This is a genomic window from Spirosoma sp. SC4-14, assembly GCF_037201965.1.
Lineage (GTDB): Bacteria > Bacteroidota > Bacteroidia > Cytophagales > Spirosomataceae > Spirosoma.
In genome coordinates this window covers 1,970,321-1,996,425 of the sequence record NZ_CP147518.1, presented here as the reverse complement: position 1 = coordinate 1,996,425, position 26,105 = coordinate 1,970,321, and the positions used below count along the sequence as shown (strand labels likewise).

The window sequence follows — 26,105 nt, the reverse complement described above, 5'->3', positions numbered from 1 at the left end:
ATGGCAATTAAAATACTTAGTGTGGATGATGAAGCGGACATGGAAATGCTGATTATGCAGCGATTCAGACGACAGATCCGCGACAAGAATTTTGAGTTCATTTTTGCGGCTAATGGAGCCGAAGCACTCGAAAAACTGGAACAGAATCAGGATGTTGCGCTGGTCCTGTCCGACATCAATATGCCCGAAATGGATGGACTTACGTTTCTATCCAAACTGAACGATAAAAAGAATCCGTACCTGAAAGCGGTGATGGTTTCGGCCTTCAATGACATGGACAACATTAGAACGGCCATGAACCGGGGAGCTTTCGATTTCGTCACCAAGCCCATCAATTTCGAAGATCTGGAAATTACCATCAATAAAACCATTAAGCATATTGAGCAATTGGTGAATTCTCAGAAAGAGCACGATCAACTGGTAGCTATTCAGAACGACATCAACATTGCGCAGGAAATTCAGCAGGCCATGTTGCCCAAAACATTTCCGCCATTTCCTAACCGCACCGATTTCGATCTGCACGCGTTTCTGAAAGCCGCCAAACTGGTTGGTGGCGATTTGTTCGACTACTTCCTGATGGACGATAACCGGCTCTTTTTCCTGATCGGTGATGTGTCGGACAAAGGCATTCCGGCATCGCTGTTTATGGCCATTACCAAAGCCATTTTCAAAAGCCATTTTTCGAATAAAAACTGTGGAACAATCAGTGAGGAAGTCCGCCGAATCAACGATTTTTTGAGCGCCGATAACCAATCCATGATGTTTGTGACGGCCTTTGTTTGTATTCTGGACCTAACCACTGGCGTAGTCGAATACATCGACGCGGGCCACGAACCTCCGCTCATTCTGCGCAAAAACAATGAGGTTGAACTCCTCAAAAAGAAAGGCGGGCTGGCGCTGTGTATCGATGGCGATTTTCCGTATACCTCCAGCACCTTTAAACTGGAACCGGGCGATACGCTCTTCACGTATACCGATGGGGTTACGGATGCAAACAACCGAACTGGCGAACGTTTTGGCATAGAACGCGTCAAACAGTTACTGATACAAGCCACAGCATCGGCAAAACCGCAGGCGATCAATGATACGCTGCTGAGCCAGATTCAGGCATTTATCGGCGACAATGCCCAGTTCGACGACATTACGGCGCTTACGCTTCACTATGCGGGCTGAGGCACTTCATCCTCTTAAACTTGTGCTCAAATTATGTACACTGCCAAACGTATTCCCTTTCGCATTATAGCGCCGTTTGCCTGGAAGGCCGTTCTCTTCTTTGCTCTGTATTCCTTTGTGGTCTGCGCGTTATATGCGTGGGCCGACTGGAAATTCATGGCTATTCCGTTCGTACCGATTGCCACCATTGGTACGGCGGTTGCGTTTTATATTGGTTTCAAAAGCAACTCTTCGTATGAGCGGTTGTGGGAAGCCCGCCGAATCTGGGGGAGCCTGGTCAATGCCAGTCGGTCGTGGGGAATTCTGGTTATGGATTACATCTGTCCGCTCAATGCCAATGAATACTACTCGTCGGCCGACCTGTATAGAATCCAGCAACTCCTGATCTATCGGCACATTGCCTATCTGAATGCGTTACGGATTCAGTTGCGCAGCCGTCCGATCTGGCAGGAAGAGAACATTGGAGCCAATATTGTGGAAAAACAACATGCCTTCAATCAGGGTCAACTGGATAAAGAGCTGAGCCTTTTTCTGCACGACGATGAGGTAGAATACTTTGTTAACCGACAGAATCCGGCTACGCAGATCATTAAATGCCAGTCGAAACAACTGCGCGAACTGCGGGCGGCTGGCCTGATTTCAGAGTATTACCATGCCGAGATGGAGCGGCTACTGATGGAGTTTTACTCGCAGCAGGGTGGAGCCGAACGCATCAAATCGTTTCCGTTTCCCCGGCAGTATGCGTTTTTCAGCTACCTGTTCGTCATGATTTTCGTAGCCATTCTTCCATTTGGACTACTAACCGAAATGAGCAAGGTTGGTCCGCTGCATTTCTGGCTAACGGTGCCGTTCTATACCGTTATTGCGTGGGTATTCTATACGATGGAAGTGGTGGGCGACACCAGCGAAAACCCATTCGAGAACAGCATCAACGATATTCCGATGACAGCCATTTGCCGAAACATCGAAATTGACCTTCGCGAAATGCTGGGCGAAACAGACCTGCCGCAACGCGTCCAGGCTGTCGACAATATTCTGATGTAGGCCGTGTATTGACTTTCCGGACGAATCTTATTTTCGGGAAGTCAATACACGAATTATCGATCATTTCGCCGTTCATACGTAACGAAATCGAACGAAAATGCATGTCGTTCGTCGGCAGGGTGCGGGCGTCGGCTCACTTCCTGCCATTCGTCTGTATTGAACGTTGGGAAACAAGCATCGCCATCGACACTGGCATGAATTTCGGTCAGGTATAGTGTGGTGGCAATGGGCAATGCCATGGCATAAATCTCCCCCCCACCAATCACAAAAATTTCGTCGGGCCGATGTTCTGAAGCCGCATCGTTCTGTGTTTCAATTGTCTTTTTCGCTTCATTGATCGCTTCATCCAATGTATGTACGACAACGACACCCGGAGCCAAAAAATCAGGATTTCGGGTAATCACAATGTTCGTACGGTTCGGCAGCGGCTTGCCAAGGGCGTCCAGCGATTTCCGGCCCATAATGATCGGATGATGGCTGGTCTTACGCTTAAAAAAGGCAAAATCGTCGGGCAAATGCCAGGGCATATCATTCTCCCGACCAATAACACCATTTTGCGCAACGGCCGCAATAAGGCTAATTTTCATAATTCAATCATTTATTTTTTTCCGTCGTTCGATCAACTCGCGCCAGGTTGTTACAATAATTCCTTCTTTCTCGACAAAAGCTTTCAGAGCGGGGTCCATCATGGCCAGCATGTCGCCTTTGCGCGTTTGGCCCGATGTGCTGATCTGATCGAAGGTGGGCGTTGGGGCCGTGCAGTGCATAATCACGTAAGTCAAACCTGGCTGAGCCGATTTCAGGAGTTCAATAAATTTCTGGGTTTTGTAGTTCTGTAGGTTCTCGTCAGTAACGGGTGTGCCTGCCGGAAGCGTCCAGCCATAGCTTGTGCCATCGAGATCATCGAAAACCGGCAGGCCCGCATTCCAAAGCTGCTGACCAAGCTGCCGAATCAGTTTTTGCAGATCGGCGGGCACGTTGTTTTCCTTGATAATCAGCGATGCATGGCCGCCCGGAAACAGAATCGGAATTTTTTCTTCCATTGCCAGCTTCACATAACTCATCACGAATTTGGGCTGAAACAGTGTTCCCATATGCGAGTCCATATGCGTAGGTTCGACGCCAAACGCGCGGTATCGGGCTAGTTGCGCCCGGATTTCGGCATCGACATCGGCCGTCGACGCATGTTCAACAACCTGCGCCACCGAATGCCAGAAAGCCCCCTGCTGGTCGTATAACCCCGGTGCCTTGTCGCGCCCCGCCAACGGTGTCCAACGGTAGTTGTCCCATTCCGACGTAAGCGTCAGGTGTACGCCTGCATCTACATTCGGATGTTTTTTCAGATAATCGAAAAACTGCGGCACCCAGCCACAGGGCATCATGATACTGGTTGAACTGGCAATGCCTTTTTCGAGCGCATTGATCGTGCCCACGTTCGACTCATAACTCATACCCGCATCATCGACATGAAACACAACAACTTTCTTTCCCTTCGGGAAACCTAGTTTTTCGGCATAGGTGGGGGTTTGGGCATACGCGCTAAACTGGCTCAGCGCAGCAACCAGTAGACAGATAACAAATCGTTTCATGAATGGTATAGGAGTATTGAGGTAATACTAAGACGTTGTTTCAGGAGCGATTCGATGGCCACAGAGGCACAGAGTCCACAGTGTTTTTACTCCATTCGTAGTTATCCTCTGTGGTCTCTGTGGTTATCAAATCACTAAAGCTTATTCCCCCGCAAAAACTCCTCGGCGGTCATTCGGCGCTTGCCCTCGGCCTGTAGCGCATCCAGACTTAGCCAGCCATCGGCAGCCCGAACCAGAATTTCTTTTTTATTGTCGGTATAAGCCTCCCCCACCCCGGCCGCAAACGGCGATTCGTTTGCTACCGACACGGCATAAATCTTAAAAAATTTCCCATTAATGGTTGTCCAGGCAGCCGGGTAAGGCGACAGTCCCCGCACAAAATTCCGAATGACCGTTGCGGGCTGATTCCAGTTGATTTCGGTGGTTTCGCGGCTAAGTTTTGGTGCTGGTTTCAGTTCTGCCGACGCGGGTTGTGGCGTTCGCGGATACTCTCCGGCTTCAATGGCCCGCACGGTTTTCAAGACCAGGCCAGCCCCGCGTTCCATCAGCCGGTCGTGAACCGTTCCGGCCGTATCGTCGGGATAGATCGGCTCAACATCCTGAAAGATCATCTGGCCGGTATCGATTTCTTTCTCGATAAAAAACGTAGTGACACCGGTTTCTGTTTCGCCATTCATAATGGCCCAGTTTATGGGCGCAGCCCCCCGATATTGCGGCAACAATGACCCATGCAAATTAAACGTACCGATGGTTGGCATGGCCCACACCACCTCTGGCAGCATCCGAAACGCCACAACCACCTGCAGGTCGGCCTTGTAGCTGGCCAGTTGTTCCAGAAAGGCGGGGTCACGAAGTTTTTCGGGCTGTAAGACAGGTAGGTTAGCTTCCAGCGCGGCTTTCTTAACAGCCGAAGGGGTTAGCTGCAACCCTCGTCCTGAGGGTCGGTCGGGAGCCGTAACAACAGCGACCACATTACAGCCTCCACCCAGCAAACGTTGCAGACTGGCAACGGCAAAATCGGGCGTACCCATGAAGACAATTCGAAGCGGTTTATTCATGAATCGGTTGCTCAGTTTTGTACCGGCGAGTGAATCTGTTGTTGATATAGCCGGGAAGTATTGCTATTTTTGCCAAATAAAAGACGCGTTGCTCCAAATGCGTTGTGTCAGATAAGTCATCGGCCGGTCAGCGGCTTTGCCTATGCGACGAACGAACTTTCATATCCCTAAACCGCTCGCTTCGAACCTCCGACGGCGACACTGACGCGGCTGCAAAGAAAACCAATTTGGTTGCAGAACGGGCGGTGTACCGTTCTTTTTTTGTTTTAAGGAGCAATCCAAACCCCAATGTGAAAAACGAGTAAGTACGTAGTATTATGGGAAAAATTTCATATTATACCGAAGAAGGACTCAACCGGCTCAAGGCAGAGCTGAATGATCTGAAAACAAAAGGCCGGGCCGAAATTGCCCGCCAGATTGCAGAAGCCCGCGACAAAGGGGATCTAAGCGAAAATGCCGAATACGATGCGGCTAAAGATGCGCAGGGACTGCATGAACTCAAAATATCCAAACTCGAAGAAGTACTGGCCAATGCCCGCATTCTGGATGAATCGACCATCGACTCCTCGCAGGTATCGGTTCTGTCGAATGTAAAAATAAAGAATAAGAAAAACGGGGCCGTAATGAACTACACACTCGTTTCGGAAGAAGAAGCCGATCTGAAATCGGGCCGTATTTCGGTTAGCTCACCCATCGGAAAAGGCCTGCTGGGAAAACGTGTTGGCGACGTTGCCGAAATTAAAGTTCCCGCCGGTATGATGGAATTCGAAATCGTTGATATTTCCCGTTAAAACTGTTTTGGGTTTATGGTTTAGCGTTTATAGTTGCTCCGCTTTGTAAGGATGTATGCTGCCAGGCAGCGCAACAATAAACGCTAAACCATAAACTCAAAACCCCTCCCAACCCATGCCTTCTATTTTCTCTCGCATTGTTGCCGGCGAAATACCTGCTCATAAAATCGCCGAAACCGACGATTATCTGGCGTTTCTGGATGTGATGCCGACAACCACCGGGCACACGCTGGTGATTCCTAAAAAAGAAGTCGATTATATTTTCGATCTGGACGACGACCTGTATGCGGGTCTGATGGCCTTTGCCAAAACCATTGCGCCTGCCATCGAAAAAGCGATTCCCTGCAAGCGCATCGGTGTGGCCGTTGTGGGGCTGGAAGTGCCCCACGCACACATACACCTGATTCCGCTCAACTCAATGGCCGACATGAATTTTCATAACAAACTAAAACCGACTCAGGACGAACTGGCCGAAACAGCCGCCAAAATCCGGGCGTTTTTATAACAAACCACAAGCTCTATCCTTCATTTCTGATTGCCCATATCCAGTTGGATGTGGGCATTTTTGTATGGTTTCAAGTGTAGACCTAGCCTGGAATGCGCTTAGAAACCATTGGTGAGCTTCACCAGTCGGTCAGCCTTTCTTTATGTATCGTATTTCCTCAACTTGGTGAAAGTATGGCACTGGATCAGATACAGTCCTTATGGACAGGATAACTCACATTGAATAGTGTGCCAACTTTTAACAATCTTTTTGGCGCATCTGTTGTTAATAACTAGAATACGCTATTTATATTTAGCGAACTAAAAGACAATAAGAGAAAATTTGTCATGGAAGATCTAATGCGTTTCGACAGCTTTGAGGAGCTAAAAGCCCATTTTGAGCCAGCACATTCAGATCCTCAAAGATCTATGGAGCGTCATGTTTTGTATACGAACTTCGTGTCATCGTTGAGACAGAATACGACTGTATTAAATCCAGTCTCGCAGCAAAATGCAGTTGCTGATGCTCCTTTAAATTATGCACTATAGTGAGTCTATCCTTCACATATTCAAAATTTTCAACAGAAATTCTGTAGAGTGTATGGTCGTTGGTGGCACTGCGGTGTCATTTTATGGATATGATAGGCTCTCCACCGGGCCGACCGGTGAAGTTGTGGCAACACCAGATTTTGATTTGTGGTACAATCCAGATTATACAAATTATTACCACTTGCTTGATGCACTTGATGAGCTTGGGAAAAATGTATCAAAATACAGAGATGAACAGTCTACTGATCCAAGGAACGCTTTTTTTAGGTTAAACTTTGATGACTACACGCTAGATCTTCTTCCAACATTAGCAGCTCCGTTGAGATTTAGTGTAGCATTCGCACGAAGAAATGTCTTTCAGCAAGATGGTGTTGAGATTTCTTTTATAAGTTTTGATGATCTTATACAGGGACCACTGCTCGGCCAAAAGACAAAAACGACATTGAAGAGCTACGAAAAATTCGACCGCCACAGCCTTAGGAGTAGGTTTGATTTTCCTTAGCAACGCTACTTTCCCTGCCTATCGTGTCTTTGTGGTAGAGCTTGACTGGCCCCACTCTATCCACTGCGCGGCCGCACCTTCTTTTACAATGCAATCAATGGCGGATATGAATTTTCATATAAACTAAAACCGACTCAGGACGAACTGGCCGAAACAGCCGCCAAAATCCGAGCGTTTTTATAACGAACAACAAACTCTATACTTCATTTCTGATTGCCCATATCCGGTTGGATGTGGGCATTTTTGCTGTACTTTGTTTTTGGTGTATTTAGTCGTTGGTTGGTATGTTTTGGCCTATAGCGGATTCAAAACAAATGCCTCCCTAAGCAAACATATTTCCGAGTTGGGTAAAGGTCTATTTGGTAGTTTTCACTTGGATAATTGATCAGTGTATACAAAGATTGTACGGCACGAATAGTCATATCATAACTTCAATAAATACAAATAAACTCATAAAATACTGCAAAACTTTCGTATATTTGAGAGTTAGCTGCAACCTAAGATGACCACCATAACAAGCATTTATGATAAGAAGAGATAAATACGTAATAACATCAACACACCTTGACAAACAAGGAGATATAATGGCAAAAAGTGCTCTTGATAGTATGTTGCCATTTCTAAATGGGGAAAGGAAACCTAGACTAGGCTTAGAACACATAAGAACATTCCCACCTTTTGGAGCAATAATGAATGGAGAAATTGTAAAAGGACAGGATGAGCATTATTATTTGACTGCGGAAATGGTCTACTTTGACAAGCAAGAAATAATCCGACTTCCTGACGGAACACAACTTCTGAAAGAATTTTTTAGTGAAGGCGAATATCCATTTATAGAATGTGCTCATGAAGAAGTTTCAAAAATGACAATTGCGACAGATAGAGCTAACTTTGAAAACTATTCTGATATTAATGACATTTATAACTTAGTTAAACAAGAAGTAGATTTAGAATTTGACACACACGAGTTTGGACGAAAATCAGAATTACCTGACCCTGAAACAATCATAACTATTACAAAAATAATTGCAGGCACTTTGGGGATTATTAAATCCAAGGTGACTGAAAAATTGAGCGAAGCAATTGGTGACGACTTAGCCAAGTTTTATAAATTAGTTTCTAGACTTGCAGTAGAGACTATTAAAAAAGTTAAACCTGCAAACAGACCCAAGAATTTTGTCATATCATATCCAAACACAAACTGCAACATTGAATTAGTAATCACTACTCATAAAGCAGACAGAGTTTTAACTTCTTTGGATAAAGAGAAACTCAAATCAATCGCTGACAAAATTGAACAATTAGCAAACTTGGACCCTGAAAAAATACAATTCGTTTATAGTGACTCTGACAATTGGGAGTTTAATTACTTGCTTTCAAAAAGTGGGGCTGTAATTGGAACAATAAAATCATTTAACAAACGAAATGAACTTTATAATCAAATTTTAGAGAAACAGAAAAAGGATGAAAAAGGCAGCAGCTAACACGGGTTTTGTGTCAGGCGGGCTGACGTGCAAAATTTGGGCGGCAGTTTTTCAATTAAACTTTAGTAATAAAACCAGCTTTTGTGCTTCGATTTCCCGCCCGAACGCAAAGCCCGAAACCGTTCTGAGATAGTTTACAAATAGGTTCTAAAAATAACACATAGACCTTACTTACTAATTCCCAATCCAACCCAGCCCGATTCAATCCCCTAATAATTCATATACGTATTCTCCACCGAGCCATCGTTGTATAAATCGACAAGGGCGTAGCCAGCGGCCGTATGATGGTATTTGCCGAACCACCACGCCCCACTAACGGCGCCGTTACAGAAATACGATACGCCCCCATAATCGACCCGGTCAACCAGATGAATGTGGCCGCTTAGAGCCGCTTTTACGTTTGGGTAACGATAAAAGAGGTTGGTTAGCCGGACGGTGTCGCTGTGCATCCAGCGGGCCGGAATGTTCCAGTTTTCGTCCGCGAAACGCTGGCCATCGAAGAACACACAGGCCGCCAGAATCGGCACGTGCGATACAACCAGAATCGGCGTTTCGGAAGGCGTCGCTTTCAGGTCGGCTTCGAGCCAGTGGTATTGTTCGTCGTCCAGATGGGCTGTGTACCAGCTTCCGTCGGCTTTCGGCTGTACGCTGTCGAGCACTACAATATGCCAGCCATTCCGGTCGAGGCTATAGTAGCGGCTGGTCATTTGCAGTTCGTCCATCGCCCACTTGCGGCCATCCTCAAAACAGGCTTTCGTTTCCTTTCGGCACCAGATATCGTGGTTGCCAATGCAGTTGAGCACCGGAAGCGCATTGTCATTGCGCATCACATCCTGATAGAGCCGCCACTGCCGCCGAACGCTATCCTGACCGCGACCGTGGGCTTCCATAATGGCATCGCCCCCGTTCATGATCAGATCAGGCTTTTCGGAAAGGTCCTGTACGTGATGGAGCGATTTAGCGAATCCTTTGGCAGCCCCAACCAGCGGTTGTATGTGTACATCTGTCAGGTGAGCAATTCGCAGTACGCGCTGTTTTGAGATTGGAGCCGCAGGAGCGGCCAGTAAGCTGGTTGAAGAAAGAGCCGCAAGGCCCGCACCCATTCGCCTAACAACGTCGCGACGATTCATGCGTTAGAGTTGGTTTGCGCAAAGTACGGGCCGTGCTATGAACTCCTGATTACGGGCAGTTTATGTTTCTGTTAGCTAATCGGCAGTTTATCAACGCTTTGTTTACACAAAAGCAACATAACATCCATCATGCTCATCGCCCAAATTTCAGCGTTGTGCCAACGCGGAACCCTAAGCCTTGGTACCTGGCGTCCTGCCACTGCGACACAACTTCTACCCGAAAGAACGGAAACACCTGCGGAATCAGGCCGTCCAGCCCATAGCCTACTTCGGTATACTGCTTCGAATTGGGCGTGTAGAGATAATGCACGAACAGGTTTTCTTTCAGGCCAATGAGCCGAACGAGCGTTAGCTGCGTCACGAAAAACTTACGAAACTCCGCCAGCACATGCCCTTCAACAAACCGCTTACCGGTGCTGTATTGGTAGTAGGGCAACAGCCGGAATGTCGATACTACATCGCCCTGCTGAAAGAAGAATTGATTCCCGGCAAAATGCTTGAAATCGGGGAAGTAGAGTTGCTTATCGGTCAAAAACGCACCCGCGCTCAACTGATAGTTCAACCGACTGCGAATGCCGGTCTCGAACGAATGGCTGATGCTGGCCTGCAAAAAATCATAATCGACATCCGAACTGGCAAGACCACGAATACCCTTCCGGTAATTGACCGTCAGCAATGGTGCGTCGTTATCGCGCCGGGCAATGCGTCGGCCATTACGAATGATATATTCTGTAGAACCCAATCGCGCCGAAGCCGTCAGGTCCAGGATCAGCGCGTTGTGGTTCGCAAATCCAGTGTTAGTTAATTCGGCATTGTCGGGGCGGTTGGGCGTGTAGGCCCGGTTTTTCCAGTCGATCCAGGGTTTCAGGTCTTCTTTATAGTTCATCAGCTCCGACCGCTGCGCATACTCCAGACTACCGCTAAGTTTCAGCCGGTCCTTAAACGGCGATGCCGTAACGGTCAGATTCAGAAAATCTTTCTGGTATAGCTTGGCAAAATTCTGCTCAAACAGCAGTGTCGTCAGCGAATTCAGAAACGGGCTGATCGGGTTATCGGGGTTGTACTGATACAGATACCGCCCGCCCGACAGTGCGATTTTCGTATTCTTGTGCTGATAACTGGCCAGTCCGTAGCCAACAAACTGTTTACGGCCAAACTGGTAGCGGCCCGTGCCGCCAATGTTCCACTCACTCAGCGGAATCTGCCGGAAACGGCTCACAGAATCGGTTTTGGCCTTATAACGTAAGTTCAACGCCCCTTCGAGCGTGTAGCCTTCCACCGTATTGTATTCAATCCGGGTAATGGGGCTGGTATAAATCAGCGAACTACGTTTGCTCAATCGCCACGTGTTGCCGCCCAGCAACTGCCCTACCGAAAACGTTTTCGGTTTCTTTTTCTGCGTCGTATCCTTGCGGGCCGTATCGACTTTCGGCGCTTTTATTTCGCGAATGAGTCCAAGACTATCCGCTTTGTGGTAGCTTTTGATTTCGGCCGTTGTCAACGGTACCGACCGCAGCGAATCCCAGAACGTATTGGAGCGTTTGAGCGCCATCGAATCGACCACCATCGAGTCATTACGCACGACGGCTACATCTTCCTTCCGTTTCTTGCGGTCTTCCTTTTCCTGCTTTTCGTATTCTTTGACAAGCTGACGCAGGTTTTTGGTCGAAAACTCTTTCTGTTTCTTCACCAGTTCGTCGATCGGCTTCCCTTTTATCTCGCTCTTCGAAAGCGTATTGGCGGGTGGTGCTTTTTTCTCATCAGCTACCTCAATATCTTCCACAAATGCCGGATTGACCACAAAGTCGGTAAACGTCAGGTTCCGAATGTAGTAGCCCTCAGCTTTTACGCCCAGATACGACCCTTTGCCATTATAGCGCTGGTTGGTTGGCATCCAGACGCCTTTGATGGGTGTGCAGACATGACGAATCGTGAACGATATGCCAATGTTGTTGACTGTTTCGAGTTGCAGGCTGTGAATGGCCCAGGTATTTTCGATAATGTAGATTACGCCCCGAAAAACGCCTTCGCCATACTGGCGCGGAATCACCTGGATTTTACTGATCTCTACCGGTTTACCGTCGGGGGATGTTTCGCGAAAGGTACCTTTGTATTCGAACTTATAGTAGGCAAATGCCTTTGGCGACAGCGGAGAAACCGTATTGGCAATGGTTGGGTCGTAGAAACTGGCATTATAAAACTGATTGGGACTCAAAAATTCACCCTGCGAGTTTCGGTTGGCAATAATCCGCTGTCGGTATGTATTAGGCTGACTGAACGAAACTTCGGCTACGGTTTCGTTCAGGATGGGCACGCCCACTTTGAAATTGGCTTCCTTTTCGGCCTCCTTCAATTGCTTACGAAACGCCATTTCGGCCAGATTGGGCAGATCGAGAACCGTAATCGACGATTTAGTATAGACCCGTGCCTTAAACGACTGCACCTGAAGCTTATGAAACCGGCTCTTGGCAATGGCCCGGCGCATAATCGTGTAGGCAGGATCTTCGTTTCCGGCTTTAGCCTCCACTTCGGCCAGCCGCAACGCCTGCTCTTCGAGCGTTATATCCAGCGTAGTAAAACCAGCCCCTATTTCGACCGACTTCTGAACCGTCTGGAAACCCAGATACTGAAAAATAACGCTGTATTTCCCCGGCGCCAGGGCAATCTCGTAGCGTCCTTCAGCATTGGTGATTGTCCCTGTAGCCCGTGCCGAAGCTTCAGCGCTTTTCACCACAACGGCGGCATAGGGTAAGGCTTCGCCCTGTGCGTTTTTAACTATGCCACGCAGCCCCGAACTACTGGTTTGAGCGTTGGCAATGACTGTGCAGAAAATAACAGACAGGATAAGTACGATAGACTTCATGCATGAATAGGTTGATATTCAATTAGTAAGTATAACAAGCGAATGAACACAACGGAGCATTTTATACATGAATGGGCAATTTTGCACGATGGGTCCGGTGGCTTCACTCAGTTAGAAGATGCAGCAAGGTAAAAAAACGTTGTCTGGCAAATTGTTAAAAAACTATAACGTCTTTGCGTATCTTGCTACAAACTGCTCACAACCTGCCATCTATGCATCAATCAGTACGACTTCTCATCAAATTATTCACATTTTCGCTTGCTCTTTCAACCGCAACGGCCCAAACGGCGTCTCCTTCGGTTATTTTATCGGAACGTGATCGCGCCCGGATTGTTGACGATATTCTGGAAGATCGCTTCACAAATCTCTTACCACAGTTGATGCGTCGCGAAGGAATCGATATGTGGATCATTATCTCCCGCGAGTATAACGAAGATCCTGTATTGCGAACCATGTTGCCCAGCACCTGGCTGTCGGCCCGACGACGCACCATTATGGTCTTTTATGATAACGGGAAACAACAACCGGCCGATGCAATAGAAAAACTGGCTATTGCCCGCTACGATGTCGGGAATCTGCTTAAAGGTGCCTGGGATATCGACGTTCGACCAAATCAGTGGGAAGCGCTGGCTAAAATCATTGAAGACCGTAAGCCTAAAAAGATAGGTCTGAATACGTCGGCCAACTACGCTCATGCCGATGGCTTATCGTTTACCGAACACGAAGAGTTTTTGCAGAAACTCCCGGCCGAGTATGTAAAACGAATTGTTCCGGCCGAAAAACTGGCCGTTGGCTGGCTCGAAACCCGCACCGAAAAAGAGATGACGATCTATCCGCTCATTTGCCGACTGTCGCACCAGATCATTCAGGAAGGTTTTTCGGAGCAGGTCATTCAACCGGGCGTAACCACTACCGACGATGTGGTCTGGTGGTTTCGGCAACGCATCACCAACCTGGGGTTAGACACCTGGTTTCATCCAACGGTCGATATTCAGCGGGCCGACCCTGGCGACGAGTTCAACCATCTCCGCACGTTTTCCAAACGTCCCGAAAAACAGGTAATCATGCCGGGCGATTTACTGCACGTCGATTTTGGAATCACCTATCTGCGGCTCAACACCGACCAGCAGCAGCACGCGTATGTGCTTCGTCGGGGCGAAACCGATGTCCCCGAATCGATCAAGGCTGCGTTCAAAAAAGGCAATCGACTACAGGAAATTCTGACCGAACAATTTAAAGTTGGCAAAACGGGCAATCAGATGCTGCTGGCCGCGCTGGAGCAGTCGAAAAAAGAAGGAATTAACGGTACTATTTACACCCACCCCATTGGGGTTCATGGTCATGCCGCCGGACCAACCATTGGCTTGTGGGACCAGCAGAAGGGAGTACCCGGACCTGGCGATTATCCATTGCAGGGCAACACCGCCTACTCCATTGAGCTTAATGCTGCCGTGGAAATTCCGGAGTGGAAGAAAACCGTTCGCATCATGCTCGAAGAAGACGGCTTTTTCGACGGCCAGAACTTTCAGTATATCGACGGTCGCCAAACCGAAATTTACACCATCCCCCGGAAGCTAGGGTACGTGAAGTAGAGACGCATCCTTGCGTCTCTACTTTTGCCGTTAAATCATTAACTTTGGTAAACAGAAATAGCGCATAGTTATGATCACGACAACCGAACAGGAGCAACTGGCGCATGAAGAGTTCCAGAAACGTATGGTTACCATTGCGCGACGTATCCAGGAAAGTAAACAGCAACTCCTGGGACGACATCCATAAACCCGAAGTGCAGGCGGCTATTACAGAGCTAAAAAAGCGCCAGAAAGAAAATGCCAGAAAAGTGATATGAATTTATTTTTCTGGGCGGTATCAACAATACGTATGTTTTTATAACCGCTAATCAGATTGTATACGAATTAAAGTTTAAACCAAGTACCTACTATTTTTGGCAACCAGCCCCCTTTTACTGAATTTACCTACGAATTTGTTATTGGGTTTGCTGAAAATCCACTCTCAAAACTCCCTCCACCCGACGAAATCATCCCTCTCACGATTGCCTGCATCTTCAATAACTTCTTTTCCCAAAAAGAAACAGTGGTCGTATATATCTGCGAAAATGCCGACGGCCGAGCCAATGCCAGGAATCGAAAGTTTAATCAGTGGTTCGAACAGGCTGGACAAGGTGGATTAAGTTTTGTAAAATTTGACTACCGGTTTGGTAACGACAGAGAGCTTTTTTACACATCACTTATAATGCGGATTGATAACCTGGCTGATGTGATTATATCCTTTCAGAAATTAGTACTTGATTGTAATGAAAAATAACGCGGTGGTTCCGCGTTATTTTTTCACATTTACCGGCAAACCATCCCGAATCTCTTCGGTAGCGTCCGTAATCAATTGATCGCCTTCGGCCAGGGAGCCAAATATTTCGACCTGCTCATCGGCTTCCAGCCCTTTCTTGATCGGTACCCATTCGGCTTTGCCGTTATTGACTTTAATCACAAAAACGCCTTTCGTCGAATTAACGATGGCCGATTTGGGTACGATCAGCGTATTGGCTTTGGTAGGCAACGGAACGTTTACTTCGGCTACCATGCCCGGCAGTAGTTTTTTATCGTTGTTGATCACATCGACCTCAACCCGTTCGGAGCGTAGGCGTTTGTCCAACGCGCCTGCCTGCCGTTTCACCTGACCCGTAAATTTCTTATCGGGAAACGCTTTCACCGAAAAGCTCACCACATCGTTCTGATCGACGTAGCCCGTATAAGCTTCCGGAACGGCAATAACCAGACGTAGTTTTTTCTGCTCAGTCAGCACAAACAACGGAAATTCAGAACCTTTTCCTGCTGGTCCAATATAAGCGCCGGTACTGGCATTCCGGGCACTGATGATACCATCGAAAGGGGCCCGGATTTCGAGGTATTTTTTCAGGTCAGACACTTCACGATAGGCCGATTTTGCGGCATCCAGTTGAGCCAGATCGGCATTTCGTTTGGCCAGTGCCTGATCGACATCGTTTTTCGATACCGCGCCCGAAAATTTGCTGGCTTCCAGTATCCGTTCGTAATTCGCCTTGCTGGCAATGGAGAGTGCTTCCTGCGCTTTCAGCTTCGATTCGGCCGAGGCTACCTGCGCACTCAGTTCCGGCGCTTCGGCCAGTGCCAGCAACTGTCCCTGACGAACCTCTGAGCCTACATCGGCATGTAAGGCTTTGATATAGCCGCTAACCTTGGCGTAAATATCGACATCCCGAAACGCAACCAGTTCGCCCGGCAATTGCAGCGACGACGACAGTTTTCCTCGTTTCAGCGCAAACACATCGACCGCAGCAGGCCCAGTCGGAGCCTCCGTTGCATCTTCCTTACCTTCCGAAGAATTACAACTGGTTAATGAACTCAGCAGGAACAGCCCTCCTACCAGGGCAAGCAAACTAGGATATGGTTTCTGAATTAACCGGTTCATACGAGGATGGAATATAGAACTTACTTTCTTTGTCTTCAGGATCAAGCGATACTGAATCGGTTGTGGTTTTCTCCTGAACCCAGGCAAATACGAGTGGCAGAATAAACAGAGCGGCAAAGGTAGACGCAATCAGGCCGCCAATTACGGCACGGCCCAGCGGGGCCGCCTGCGAACCGCCTTCACCCAGGCCCGATGCCATCGGAATCATACCAACCACCATGGCCACACTGGTCATCAGAATAGGCCGCAGCCGAACCGATGCGGCTTCTTTAGCTGCCAACAGGGCATTTCCATGACGCATCCGTAATTCTTCAGCATTTGTTACGAGCAGCACAGCGTTTGAAATTGACACCCCAACCGACATAATCATACCCATGTATGACTGTAGGTTGAGCGTCGACTTCGTAAGCATCAGTAATACCAGCGAGCCTACCAATACGGCAGGAGCCGTACACAAAACAACCAGTGATACCTTAAAAGACTGGAAATTAGCTGCCAGCATCAGGAAAATAACGATAATGGCCGTAAAGAGTCCGGTCTGCAAACTATCGAGTGTTTCGATCAGCACTTGTGTCAGACCCTGCATTTTCACAGTCAAACCACGCGGTAGTTCGCCCAGCGAATCGATGGCTTTCTGCACATCGCGGGCGGCCGTTCCCAAATCCTTATCGTTCAGATTGGCCGTTACCGAGAGTACAGGAATAGCCCCAATATTATCGTTTTCGCCATAAGTAGTTCCTTTTTCAATCGTTGCCACATCGCCCAGCACTGGCCGGTTGGTGTTCGGTAGTACCGGAATTTCGCCAACATCATTAATACTGGTCATCTGATTTTCCGGAATCTGCACCTGTACGCTATAACTCTGGTTCGATTTCGGGTCGATCCAGACGCTTTTATCGGTATAGCGCGACGACGATGTGGAAGCGATAAGCGAGCGCGAAATCGCCGAAATGTCGGTTCCTAACTGAGCCGCTCGAACCCGATCGATATTAATGTCGATGGTTGGGTATTTGGTTGCCTGTCCAATCTGCACATCACGCAGATACGGAATCTGCTTCAGTTTGGCAATAACTTTATTGGCATATTCTTCATTCAGTGGTTTATTCTTACCCGCTACTTTCACCTCAATCGGCGTTGGCGATCCCTGACTCAGAATCTTATCGGTTAGTTCGATTGGTTCGAACGACATTTTCACATCGGGCAGTGCCTTTTTCATGCTGGCCCGGAACCGATCTTTCAGTTCGTCGAGATCCACTTCGTAGTCTTCTTTCAGAGCCACCTGCAAAACGCCTTCCTGCGGCCCGGCCATGAACAGATAAATAGGGCTTGTTGAGAACTGCGCTCCGTGCATACCGACCATAGCCGACGTAATGGCGATGTTCTCCTTACCGACCAGATTATTCAGCACATCGAGCGTTTTCAGCATGATGGTTTCCGTTTTTTCGAGTCGGGTTCCATCGGGAGCCCGCAGTCGAACCTGAAACTGACCGGCATTTACTTTGGGTAATACATCCTGCCCAATAGACGTAATCAGCAGATACGAAAGCCCGATGGCCCCAATTACATAGCCAATTACAATTGGTTTTCGGTAAGCCATTGTCCGCTCCATAAACCGGACGAACCGAACCCGGCCCCGTTCGAAGAAACCAAGCTTTCCATCGTTGTCGAGATCGGCTTTGGTGGCCAGAATTTCTTTTGCCCGCAACAAATCGTCTTTTTCGCTATGGCCATTATGTCCATTGCTGGTAGCTTTTCCATTCGATTTCAGCAGCTTTGCATTGACGCCTTCGGGCTTATGTGCTTTGCCATTTTTCAGATGACTATGCTCTTTCATCATCCAGTTCGACAATACCGGCACCAGCGTTTGCGCCATCAGATAGGAGGTGACCATCGAAAAAGCAATGGCTAGTGCCAGTGGCAGAAACAAGGCCCCCGGAATGCCTTTCATCGTAAACGCCGGAGCAAATACGGCCAGAATACAGAACAGAATCAGCAGTTTCGAAAAGGCAATTTCCTTACAGGCGTCCCATATGGCCAGCGCTTTGGGTTTGCCCATGTCCATATGCTGGTGAATATTTTCGATGGTTACCGTCGACTCATCGACCAGAATCCCGATAGCCAGCGAGAGCCCACTCAACGTCATGATATTAATCGTTTGCCCCAGCAACGACAAAAACAGCACCCCCGAAATAATACAGGTCGGAATGGTCAGAATTACGATCAGCGCACCGCGCAAATCGCCCAGAAACAGCAAAACCATCAAGCCCGTCAGGATAGCGCCAATAGCCCCTTCGGTCATCAGGCTTTTAACCGAGTTGATCACATATACCGACTGGTCGAAGGTATACGTCATTGTCACGTCTTCTGGCAGCAACGCCTGAAAACGGGGCAAAGCGGCTTTCAGGTTTTGCACCACCTCCCAGGTCGACGCGTCGGCCGATTTGGTGATAGGCATATAGACCGATCGTTTCCCATTGACCAGCACATAGCCTTGGGTTATATCGGCCCCATCTTCAATAGACGCAATATCTTTTAGAAACAGGTTCTGCACCGTACCCGTATAGAGCGGAATATTCCCGAAGTCCTGAATATTCTTAACGGTTGTATTGGCTGGCGTAAAATAGTTCAGGTCGCCAATCCGCACGTTTCCGGCTGGTGTTGCCTGGTTATTGATCCGCAAAGCTGCCACTACCTGATCGGGCGACAGATTATGCGAACGCATCAACCCCGGATCGACCTTGATTACTACCGTTCGGGAGTTTCCACCAAAGGGTGCCGGCGATACCAGTCCGGGAATAGAACTGAACCCCGATCGTATATATACGTTGGCCAGATCCTGCAATTCATTATTTGATCGTTTCGGACTACTCAATACCAATTGCCCAACCGGCAGTGTCGACGCATCGAAGCGCAGAATAAATGGCGGTTGCGACCCAGGCGGAAAAATAGCCTGCGCCCGGTTCGAATAGGCCGATACTTCAGCTGCGGCCTGAGCCATGTTGGTACCTTCGTAGAAACTTAATTTTATCAGCGTTAACCCCTGAATATTTTTAGTCTCGATGCTTTTTACACCCGATACATACAGCAACAGATTGACGTATTGTTTACCAAAAAAGGCTTCCATCTGGGTAGGTGTATAGCCTCCAAATGGCTGAGAGATGTAAATAACCGGCAGATTCAGATTCGGGAAAATGTCAATTTTGATATTGCGGACGGCATTAATCCCGAAATAGAACAAGCTGGCGACTAAAACGAGAACTGTGATGGGTTTTCGTAACGCGGCTCGAATTAAATTCATTACTCGATTGAGCTAGTTAAATGGTTTTACTTCCAGATTTTCTGTATTTGAAGGCTCAGGTAGATTTTTCCCAACTTTTTCCGGAATACATCACATCCGACAGTAATTGATCCTAAAAGTTACGAATTTGTCGGCGATAATTCACCTATAACAGTTCAGCTTCAATGATCAAATTTTTGCGTCAGATTTCAACATAATCTACTCTGCATGATATACTTACGTATAAGTATCCAGTAAAAATGCTTACATAACAGGACGCAATAGACGCACCCTAAACGTATGAATGTGTCTTTTGTACGTTTTCTACTGATGAAACAAAAAAAGTGTCGGGGTTTAGCACCCCGGCACTCGATAAACTCTTCGCTCTGCGCCCTGCTCGTCGGCGATTGTATCGTGGATGAGCAGCGTTGAGATAGCTTTAATATGGCTCTGCCCGGCTAATCAATATTGCCCACTCCGCTTCTAGGGTCAATTCGTCAATCCATACGTTAATGTAGCCCATATCTAATTGATCGAATTGCATTTCAAATACGCGAATGGCATCAGTAAGTTGTTTCTCGCTCCCTCCAGCAAGTTTAGCCCAACGCAGTTTACTAATAATTGTATCTTCTGGCGAAGTAACATAAAAGGACTCAATACCTAGTACCTCCACTTGTTGCCTTCGTGCGAAACGTGTTTGGTCATAGTGCTCTGTTGTCAATAACCAGAAATCGACTTTATTACCTGAGAACATATCGATGAGATTAAACATACTTTGGCGTTTAATGGCATCAATGATAACTCTCTGTATTGATATAAAAACTATCTTTTGGAAATAAGCTAGCCAGCAAAGGAGCAATCTGAGGTTCCAGCACAATAATAATATTAATATCGTGAGTTGAGCGCGGCTCACCCTGCAAACTGGACACTATCGAACCTGCAGCCATCTAAGGAATGCCATTTTTGTTCAATTGAGCCAGAACAAAAATCAGTAATTCCGATTGTGACATTTCTCAAGTCGTTGCAAATAAATAACATGGAGTTCGTCCTCCGACTTATCAGGAAACCGTTTTCGCAACCCTTCTTTAAAAAGCTGACGGCTGAATTCCGACAGCTCAAATGCTTTCAACAAACGGGCTTCGGGCGTCATTGCCCGAAGCGTTTGCAAATACACCTGATGATTCGGACGAGGCTTAGGATCAGTCATAGCGACATAAATAAGAATGGCTACTAGCGTATATACTGCCGGAATCGACAATTTACACACTAGTAGCCATTTATGCCAGCAACCTTATGCCAGACGGTTGATGCAGTTCAGATCTTCGAAGGCAATTTTCAGGCGCTGTACCATGCTTTCTTCGCCTTTACGCAGCCACACGCGTGGGTCGTAGTATTTTTTGTTTGGCGAATCAGGCCCTTCGGGGTTGCCCAGTTGCGATTGCAGATAGCCTTCTTTCGATTGATAGTATTTCAGAATGCCTTCCCACATCGCCCACTGCATGTCGGTATCGATATTCATTTTAACCGCTCCGTAGCGAATAGCTTCACGGATTTCTTCGCGGCTCGATCCTGATCCGCCGTGGAAAACGAAGTTAACTGGCAGCGGCCCCGTTCCAAATTTCTCCTGAATGTAATCCTGTGAATTCTTCAGAATAATTGGCGACAGTTTCACATTACCGGGCTTATATACGCCATGTACGTTACCGAATGCAGCTGCAATGGTGAAGTTAGGCGAAATTTTGCCTAATTCTTCATAGGCATACGCCACTTCTGATGGTTGCGTATACAATTTCGAATCATCGACATCCGAATTGTCGACACCGTCTTCTTCGCCACCAGTCACACCCAGTTCGATTTCGAGCGTCATACCGATTTTAGCCATACGCTCCAGATATTTGGCTGAGATTTCGATATTTTCTTCGATTGGCTCTTCCGACAGATCGAGCATGTGCGAGGAGAACAGCGGCTTACCGGTTTTATCGAAATGCCGTTCGCCCGCGTCGAGCAGGCCATCGATCCAGGGCAACAGTTTCTTTGCGCAGTGGTCGGTATGCAGAATAACCGGCACGCCATACAGTTCAGCAATGTTGTGCACGTGCAATGCGCCCGAAATGGAACCGGCAATGGCGGCTTGCTGCTTATCGTTGGGAAGGCTTTTTCCGGCATAGAAAATACCTCCACCATTTGAGAACTGGATGATTACGGGTGAGTTAACAGCTTTAGCCGTCTCTAATACGGCATTGACGGAGTCCGTACCGACTACATTGACGGCAGGAAGGGCGTAATCATTTTCGTTGGCGTGACGGAAAATTTCGGTAACGCCTTCTCCGGTTACAACGCCAGGGGCAAAACGAGTGGCTATTTCGCTCATGATTAGGGTATTTTTTTTGGATTCGTTCAAGAAATAGTTTGCCGAAAAGATGACCGGCCAACCTATCTGATTTCAATGGGTAAAATTGGGGATATTAACGGAAATTTACTACTACTCCCCCACTTTCAACGTATGCCAATAGACGTTAACGGGCTACCTCAATAACACCCTTCTGAACAAATTCATTCGGATAATCACGGCTTTGCATCACTAGCCTATATACGTAAAGACCACTATTAACCCGCTGGCCTTTATACGTTCCATCCCAGGTCGACCAGCCCGCCGAGGCCGATTCATCGCCCGTTCCCGTATAGAGCAATTCGCCCCAGCGGTTATAAATACTTAATATCATCTGTTTCGCACTGGAACTATAAATGACCAGCGTTTCATTGATTCCATCCTGATTGGGGGTAAACACATCGGGCACATAAGCAACCGGCAGCCTGGGCGGGCAGTTGGCGTTAATACGCAGCGAATCGGAGGTCTGGCAACCAGCCGCCGTTCGAACCACCACCCTATAAGTACCGTATGCCTGAGCTTCCAGTACTTGATTTGTGCTGATTATATTTCCATTTTTCAACCAGCTATAATCAGCGTCGACAACCGTCCCCGGATCAATCTTCAGATAATCGCCCAATGCCAGGCAGGTATCTATCTGTTTGTTGGCCAGTAGTACCTCAGGATTCGGATTCAGGGTAACCCGTATCGCGGTTTCACTTCTACACCCCGTTGCTGTGCTAATGGCGGTAATGGAATAGGGGCCGCTTTGGCGAGCTATGAGAACAGAGCCAACTGCCCGACTCCCATTGGGTTGTTGCCAGCGGAACGAATCCCAGTCGGCAGTGGGCGTTGCCCGTAGTGTAAGTGTGTCGCCACAGGCTGTGCGGGTTGAACTGGCAAATAGAAATGGGTCTGGCCTGGTAAACGTTACCGAAACCTCGGCTTCAACAAAGCAGTTTTCGTTGTCAGGGTTAGTAACACGAACCTGAAACGTTTGCCTCCCATTCACTCCCGAAACAATAAGCGAATCCTGTTGATTTTGCGATAACGAAATGCCCATTCCAGTCCAAAGGGGTATTCCTCCGGTGGCATGTGCATTCAGCAGAAAAGCGCCACACGAATCGGGTATTGCACTGGCTGTTGGATTAGCTTCGACCAGCACAACGGGCAGTTCTTCATCCGATGCAATCTGAATATCCAGACATTTGGTTTCCCGAACCTTCATCAGATACGTACCCGATTTAGAAACCGTTAAAGAAGACGATGTAGCTCCCGTTACGGCAACCCCATTCCGATACCATTGATAAACGAGATAGGCAGGGTCCAGATTTTCGGTTTTAGACGACAATACGTAGTTGTTGCAGCCGCTGAGTTTCGTAAGCGCAATATTGACTTTGGGCGGTAAATAGGGCAACGTATCGACATTGAACGGCAACCCGGCCATTGCTTTGATGCCTCCCAAATTAACAGCCTGCGACACCAATCCGCAACCTGTTCCGGGCTGGTCGGGCTGGTTGATGGCCATCAGGTAGCTCCCGCCCGGCTGAGTCCCATAGACCTTATTGTCGATGCCGGTTTGTAAAGCACCTATACCGGGCGATGATCCCGACAGGCTCTGCGCAGTGATGGTTGCTGTAATGGTTAAATCGCTAACGCGAATCTGGTAGATTTTTTTGCTGAATAGCGTCGACAGATAGATCAGGGAATTGTCGGGCGAGAACTCAATACCATAAGCGCCAACGGTTTCGGCTGTTTCCAGTTTTACCGGATTCGACACAGCGCCCGTTTTGTTGTCGAAATCGAATAGTTCAAGAAAACCACCTGCCACACTATCCGAAACCGCCACCGCTAGTTTTCGCCCATCGTGCGACGGTTTCATATAGCCTTTTTTCTGCAAATGTGGATGTCCTGACCCATAAACCGATTGATGATTACTACCTACAGTATACACTTTGGCTGGCAGAATCAGGCCATTGTCGTTCAGCAGATAGACCACAAATGCATTGGTAGCAGCATCGTGGGCAATAATCCAGTGATTCAGGTTATTACAGTGTGGGATTGTCGTTATTTTTTCAGCCGCCGGAGCCAGTAGTTGCCGGTTTTTAAAGGTGAGGCCACCGAGTCCGCCATTCAGATTCATATCCACCTGCGCATACTGAATCCCTCCCGGTTCGTTCTGGCCAGCAACCGAAAAAACATAAAACAGCGCATCGCTGTTTTGATAGGGAACAATCAGCGCCGACTGCGAACTCTGGCTGCTTCCTCCCAGATTGGTAGCCCCCGCCATCACGTCATGATTACGGTTCCAGATCGTACGGCCGTCGGTATAAAACAATAACTGGCCATTGGGCCCCGATCGGGCAGCGCATCCTTCTCTGGTATGTACCTTCCCATTCGTTAGCGCCTGGGGAGCTCCGCCATTGAACGTAAGGCCAGCGCCTTCGCCAAAGTACCAATTGCTGTTACGTTTAGACGACTGCGCCTTTGCCGAACCAGCAAAAACCAGCACGGCCAGCAAACAGCCTGTTAGCAAACACACATCCGAACAATTCAACAGAAGGTAGTGGTGGTGTAAATAGGTCAACTTCATCGGTCTATAAGGCTAAAAGCGAAACAAATAGCACTCTTGCACGCACCTGTTGATGTTTGCCATTTTTATACTAACCGAAAGACATATGATAACCGACTTACTCTAATCGTTGGAATTTTTAATCTCTTTTTTAATAAACATTCTCCAGAAAACCACAAAAAACCAACCCTTTGCTTCCTAATCAGGTCTTATTCATAAAACAGCAAGTACTATGAACACGATACAGATAGGCATTTTATGCACTGGCTTACTCTTGCTTGGGACTGGCTGTCGGCAGAACAGCTCGCCGGTAGCCCCCGATCCAAATTATGCCGTATACTCGGCCATAATTGATTCAGACTGCCCTACTACCCAATCCGGTCAGCAGGCATTTCTGATTATCAACCCTAAAACGGCCAAACCAGGCATAAGCGACTGGAATTCTCTGATACAGCAAATCAATCAGCCTTCGATCAGCAATGACCCAGCCTGGCAGCAGTTCATTCTCTCAATCGACTCTACCGCATTTAACACCAATCCGCTAACGGGGTCTGTTCCATCAACCTGTTTTAGAACCCAGGTGCTGACCGATGAGCAATGGATGCATTATTTCGGAACACCAACCAATCCGGGTATTGAGGGATTACGCAACGATTTTTCGGGCTTTAGCTCTTACCTAACATTCTCGTCGGTGGTCTATTCTGCTGATCAAACCAAAGCCATTTGCTATCGGGCTTCGGTTTGCGGTGGGCTTTGCGGTAGTGGCAATCTGTTCTTTCTGGAGCGAAAATCGGCAACCTGGACCGTTGTTGGTTCGGTTCTGTTATGGATTTCCTGACAAACTACAGTTTGTGTTTTCCTATATGGTTTTTTCTGCCAACTTTGGGCTATAAAACTAAGCCCTTAAGACCTTGAAAACCCTCTTTTTCTGCCCAATGTGGGGCATGGAAAGCCTTTCCTATGGCGAAGCCGCCAAGCGTGTCAAAGCGGTTGGCTACGATGGTATGGAAATTGCTGCGAGCCCCGATCAACGTAAAGAAGCCGTTCGGGTTATGCACGACAACGGCCTCGAGGTTATTTTGATGGCCTTTGGCAGCGGCAGTAACTTCAGCGAGCACAAAAAAAAGTACTACGACGATCTGCTCGACATTGCGTCATACAAACCGTTGTTCATCAATGCCCACACTGGTCACGACTATTTTACCTTCGAGCAGAATGCCGAACTGATACGGGTAGCAACCGACGTGCAGAAACAAACAGGCATTCGGATTCTGCACGAAACACACCGGGGACGGTTTTCGTATAGCGCCCCCGCCATTCAATATTACCTGCATCAACTTCCGGAACTTCGGCTAACGGCCGATTATTCGCATTGGGTAAACGTAGCGGAGTCTTATCTGAGCGATCAGATGGAGAACGTGAATCGGGCCATTGCCGTCAGCGACCATATTCATTGCCGGGTGGGTCATCCCGAAGGGCCGCAGGTGAATGACCCTCGGGCACCCGAGTGGAACGATGCACTCGAAAGTCATGCCAAATGGTGGGATTCTATCCGTAACAGATTACAGAAAGCCAATTCGCCAACGCTGACCATTACCTGCGAATTTGGCCCCGCCGGGTATCTACCTACGCTCCCCTATACGCAGCAGCCCATTGCCAGCCAATGGGACATCAATGTGTTCATGAAAGACTATCTGAAAAAAAGATGGCAGGTCTGATAAGACCCATATAATAAAGCACAAAGTACGATTTTTGCT

The 26,105-nt window shown here is 47.9% G+C and carries 20 protein-coding genes; 9 read left to right on the top strand and 11 right to left on the bottom strand.

Annotated features, from left to right (window positions below):
* Together WBJ53_RS08070 and WBJ53_RS08065 are read left to right on the top strand one after the other, a co-directional pair.
* Positions 1–1,173 (top strand): SpoIIE family protein phosphatase, encoded by a 1,173-nt coding sequence (locus WBJ53_RS08070; protein WP_338875560.1) that lies wholly within the window; start codon positions 1–3, stop codon positions 1,171–1,173.
* Between the two features lie 33 nt (positions 1,174–1,206).
* Entirely contained in the window at positions 1,207–2,217 is a 1,011-nt protein-coding gene (locus tag WBJ53_RS08065) for a bestrophin family ion channel (RefSeq protein WP_338875559.1), read from the top strand.
* Positions 2,218–2,270: 53 nt separating this feature from the next.
* Here the strand turns inward: WBJ53_RS08065 and WBJ53_RS08060 are convergent, their stop codons facing one another.
* The 3 genes from WBJ53_RS08060 to fmt form a co-directional block, all read right to left on the bottom strand.
* Complete coding sequence (locus WBJ53_RS08060) at positions 2,271–2,804, bottom strand: dihydrofolate reductase (protein WP_338875558.1); 534 nt, start codon at positions 2,802–2,804, stop codon at positions 2,271–2,273.
* Between the two features lie 3 nt (positions 2,805–2,807).
* Positions 2,808–3,806: a polysaccharide deacetylase family protein gene (locus WBJ53_RS08055; RefSeq protein WP_338875557.1), complete on the bottom strand. Its 999-nt coding sequence runs from the start codon at positions 3,804–3,806 to the stop codon at positions 2,808–2,810.
* A 134-nt stretch (positions 3,807–3,940) separates the two neighbouring features.
* Positions 3,941–4,864 carry a methionyl-tRNA formyltransferase gene (gene fmt / locus WBJ53_RS08050; RefSeq protein ID WP_338875556.1) on the bottom strand — a complete coding sequence of 308 codons (924 nt, stop codon included), beginning with the start codon at positions 4,862–4,864 and terminating at the stop codon, positions 3,941–3,943.
* 317 nt (positions 4,865–5,181) lie between these two features.
* On the opposite strand from fmt, the gene greA reads away from it, so the two are divergent.
* The 4 genes from greA (at position 5,182) to WBJ53_RS08030 (ending at position 8,673) form a co-directional block, all read left to right on the top strand.
* The gene (greA, locus tag WBJ53_RS08045) at positions 5,182–5,655 is read left to right on the top strand and encodes a transcription elongation factor GreA (protein WP_338875555.1); all 474 of its coding nucleotides are present in this window, start codon (positions 5,182–5,184) and stop codon (positions 5,653–5,655) included.
* A gap of 115 nt (positions 5,656–5,770) precedes the next feature.
* Complete coding sequence (locus tag WBJ53_RS08040) at positions 5,771–6,160, top strand: HIT family protein (RefSeq protein WP_338875554.1); 390 nt, start codon at positions 5,771–5,773, stop codon at positions 6,158–6,160.
* Positions 6,161–6,676: 516 nt separating this feature from the next.
* Positions 6,677–7,189 carry a hypothetical protein gene (locus WBJ53_RS08035; protein WP_338875553.1) on the top strand — a complete coding sequence of 171 codons (513 nt, stop codon included), beginning with the start codon at positions 6,677–6,679 and terminating at the stop codon, positions 7,187–7,189.
* Positions 7,190–7,713: 524 nt separating this feature from the next.
* Positions 7,714–8,673: a hypothetical protein gene (locus WBJ53_RS08030; RefSeq protein ID WP_338875552.1), complete on the top strand. Its 960-nt coding sequence runs from the start codon at positions 7,714–7,716 to the stop codon at positions 8,671–8,673.
* A gap of 209 nt (positions 8,674–8,882) precedes the next feature.
* On the opposite strand, the gene WBJ53_RS08025 is transcribed toward WBJ53_RS08030, so the two are convergent.
* Both WBJ53_RS08025 and WBJ53_RS08020 read right to left on the bottom strand, forming a co-directional pair.
* Positions 8,883–9,803 (bottom strand): metallophosphoesterase, encoded by a 921-nt coding sequence (locus WBJ53_RS08025; RefSeq protein WP_338875551.1) that lies wholly within the window; start codon positions 9,801–9,803, stop codon positions 8,883–8,885.
* A gap of 133 nt (positions 9,804–9,936) precedes the next feature.
* On the bottom strand, positions 9,937–12,666 hold the full coding sequence (locus WBJ53_RS08020; RefSeq protein WP_338875550.1) for a DUF5686 family protein: 2,730 nt from the start codon (positions 12,664–12,666) through the stop codon (positions 9,937–9,939).
* A 212-nt stretch (positions 12,667–12,878) separates the two neighbouring features.
* Between WBJ53_RS08020 and WBJ53_RS08015 the strand changes: the two genes are divergently transcribed.
* Positions 12,879–14,258 (top strand): M24 family metallopeptidase, encoded by a 1,380-nt coding sequence (locus WBJ53_RS08015; protein ID WP_338875549.1) that lies wholly within the window; start codon positions 12,879–12,881, stop codon positions 14,256–14,258.
* A 748-nt stretch (positions 14,259–15,006) separates the two neighbouring features.
* Here WBJ53_RS08015 and WBJ53_RS08010 read toward each other — a convergent pair.
* From WBJ53_RS08010 to WBJ53_RS07985, 6 genes are all read right to left on the bottom strand, one after another.
* Entirely contained in the window at positions 15,007–16,131 is a 1,125-nt protein-coding gene (locus tag WBJ53_RS08010) for an efflux RND transporter periplasmic adaptor subunit (RefSeq protein WP_338875548.1), read from the bottom strand.
* Positions 16,100–19,429 (bottom strand): efflux RND transporter permease subunit, encoded by a 3,330-nt coding sequence (locus WBJ53_RS08005; protein WP_338875547.1) that lies wholly within the window; start codon positions 19,427–19,429, stop codon positions 16,100–16,102. The genes WBJ53_RS08010 and WBJ53_RS08005 overlap by 32 nt, the downstream gene beginning before the upstream one ends.
* Before the next feature lie 418 nt (positions 19,430–19,847).
* Complete coding sequence (locus WBJ53_RS08000; RefSeq protein WP_338875546.1) at positions 19,848–20,180, bottom strand: hypothetical protein; 333 nt, start codon at positions 20,178–20,180, stop codon at positions 19,848–19,850.
* A 216-nt stretch (positions 20,181–20,396) separates the two neighbouring features.
* Entirely contained in the window at positions 20,397–20,615 is a 219-nt protein-coding gene (locus WBJ53_RS07995; protein WP_338875545.1) for a hypothetical protein, read from the bottom strand.
* Positions 20,616–20,699: 84 nt separating this feature from the next.
* On the bottom strand, positions 20,700–21,779 hold the full coding sequence (gene fbaA / locus WBJ53_RS07990; RefSeq protein WP_338875544.1) for a class II fructose-bisphosphate aldolase: 1,080 nt from the start codon (positions 21,777–21,779) through the stop codon (positions 20,700–20,702).
* 145 nt (positions 21,780–21,924) lie between these two features.
* Positions 21,925–24,369: a gliding motility-associated C-terminal domain-containing protein gene (locus WBJ53_RS07985; RefSeq protein ID WP_338875543.1), complete on the bottom strand. Its 2,445-nt coding sequence runs from the start codon at positions 24,367–24,369 to the stop codon at positions 21,925–21,927.
* Between the two features lie 211 nt (positions 24,370–24,580).
* On the opposite strand from WBJ53_RS07985, the gene WBJ53_RS07980 reads away from it, so the two are divergent.
* Positions 24,581–25,186: a hypothetical protein gene (locus WBJ53_RS07980; RefSeq protein WP_338875542.1), complete on the top strand. Its 606-nt coding sequence runs from the start codon at positions 24,581–24,583 to the stop codon at positions 25,184–25,186.
* Positions 25,187–25,259: 73 nt separating this feature from the next.
* Positions 25,260–26,066 (top strand): TIM barrel protein, encoded by an 807-nt coding sequence (locus WBJ53_RS07975; protein ID WP_338875541.1) that lies wholly within the window; start codon positions 25,260–25,262, stop codon positions 26,064–26,066.
* Positions 26,067–26,105 lie beyond the last annotated feature (39 nt).